The sequence below is a fragment of the Gordonia sp. NPDC058843 genome, from assembly GCF_042743165.1.
Classification (GTDB): domain Bacteria; phylum Actinomycetota; class Actinomycetes; order Mycobacteriales; family Mycobacteriaceae; genus Gordonia.
In genome coordinates this window covers 1-1,252 of record NZ_JBHYNC010000093.1, presented here as the reverse complement: position 1 = coordinate 1,252, position 1,252 = coordinate 1, and the positions used below count along the sequence as shown (strand labels likewise).

Below are 1,252 nucleotides of genomic sequence, written 5' to 3'. Positions count from 1 at the left end.
GCGGGCGGACTTCCCGGTGAACCGGGGCGCGCTGTGCGGGAAGGGGCGTACGGCGGCCGCCGTGCTCTCCCCGGGCGTGCGGCTGACCTCGCCGCTGGTGCGGTCCGCGGGGGGCGCGCTGGTGCCGGCCTCGTGGGAGGAGGCGCTGGAGCGGGTCGCCGGGGAGCTCGGGCGGACGCGTGCGGAGTCCGGCGCGGACGCGGTGGGGGTGTTCGGCGGGGGCGGGCTGACCAACGAGAAGGCTTACTCCCTGGGGAAGTTCGCGCGGGTGGTGCTGGGCACCTCGCAGATCGACTACATCGGGCGGTTCTGCATGTCGTCGGCGGCCGCGGCCGGCAACACGGCGTTCGGTCTGGACCGGGGGCTGCCGTTCCCGCTGGAGGACATCCCGCGGACCGGCTGTGTGATCCTCGTCGGGTCGAATCCGGCGGAGACCATGCCGCCGTCGCTGCGCTACTTCACCGAGCTGCGGGAGAACGGCGGCACGCTGATCGTCGTCGACCCGCGCCGCACGAAGACCGCCGACCACGCCGACCTGCATCTCGCCCCGCGCCCCGGCACCGACCTCGCGCTGGCGCTGGGCCTGCTGCACCTGGTGGTCGCCGAGGGCCGCACCGACGAGGCGTACGTCCGGGAGCGCACCACCGGCTGGGAGGAGACCCGGGCGGCGGCGATGGCGCACTGGCCGGAGTACGTGGAGCGGATCACCGGTGTGTCGGTGCCCGAACTGCGGGAAGCGGTACGGCTGTTCTGCGAGCCGGAGGCGGCGATGGTGCTGACCGCGCGCGGGCCCGAGCAGCAGTCCAAGGGCACGGACACGGTGGGCGCGTGGATCAACCTGTGCCTGGCGACGGGGCGGGCGGGCCGGCCGCTGTCCGGGTACGGGTGTCTGACCGGGCAGGGCAACGGGCAGGGCGGACGGGAACACGGCCAGAAGGCCGACCAGTTGCCCGGCTACCGCAAGCTCACCGACCCGGCGGCGCGGGCGCACGTGGCCGGGGTGTGGGGCGTGGACCCCGACTCCCTTCCCGGGCCGGGGCGCAGCGCCTACGAGCTGCTCGACGCGCTGGGCACGGACATCCGCTCGCTGCTGCTGATGGGCTCCAACCCGGTGGTGTCGGCGCCGCGCGCCGCGCACGTCGAGGAGCGGATCCGCTCGCTGGACTTCCTGGCCGTGTGCGACGTGGTCCTGTCGGAGACGGCCGCGCTCGCCGACGTGGTCCTGCCGGTGACGCAGTGGGCGGAGGAGACG

General features: G+C 74.8%; 1 protein-coding gene. It reads left to right on the top strand.

All coding sequences use genetic code 11. The features are described 5' to 3' along the window. Positions 1-16: 16 nt before the first annotated feature. Positions 17-1,252 (top strand): molybdopterin oxidoreductase family protein (locus ACFW3F_RS25525; RefSeq protein WP_388062504.1); only part of this gene is annotated, 1,236 nt, incomplete at its 3' end.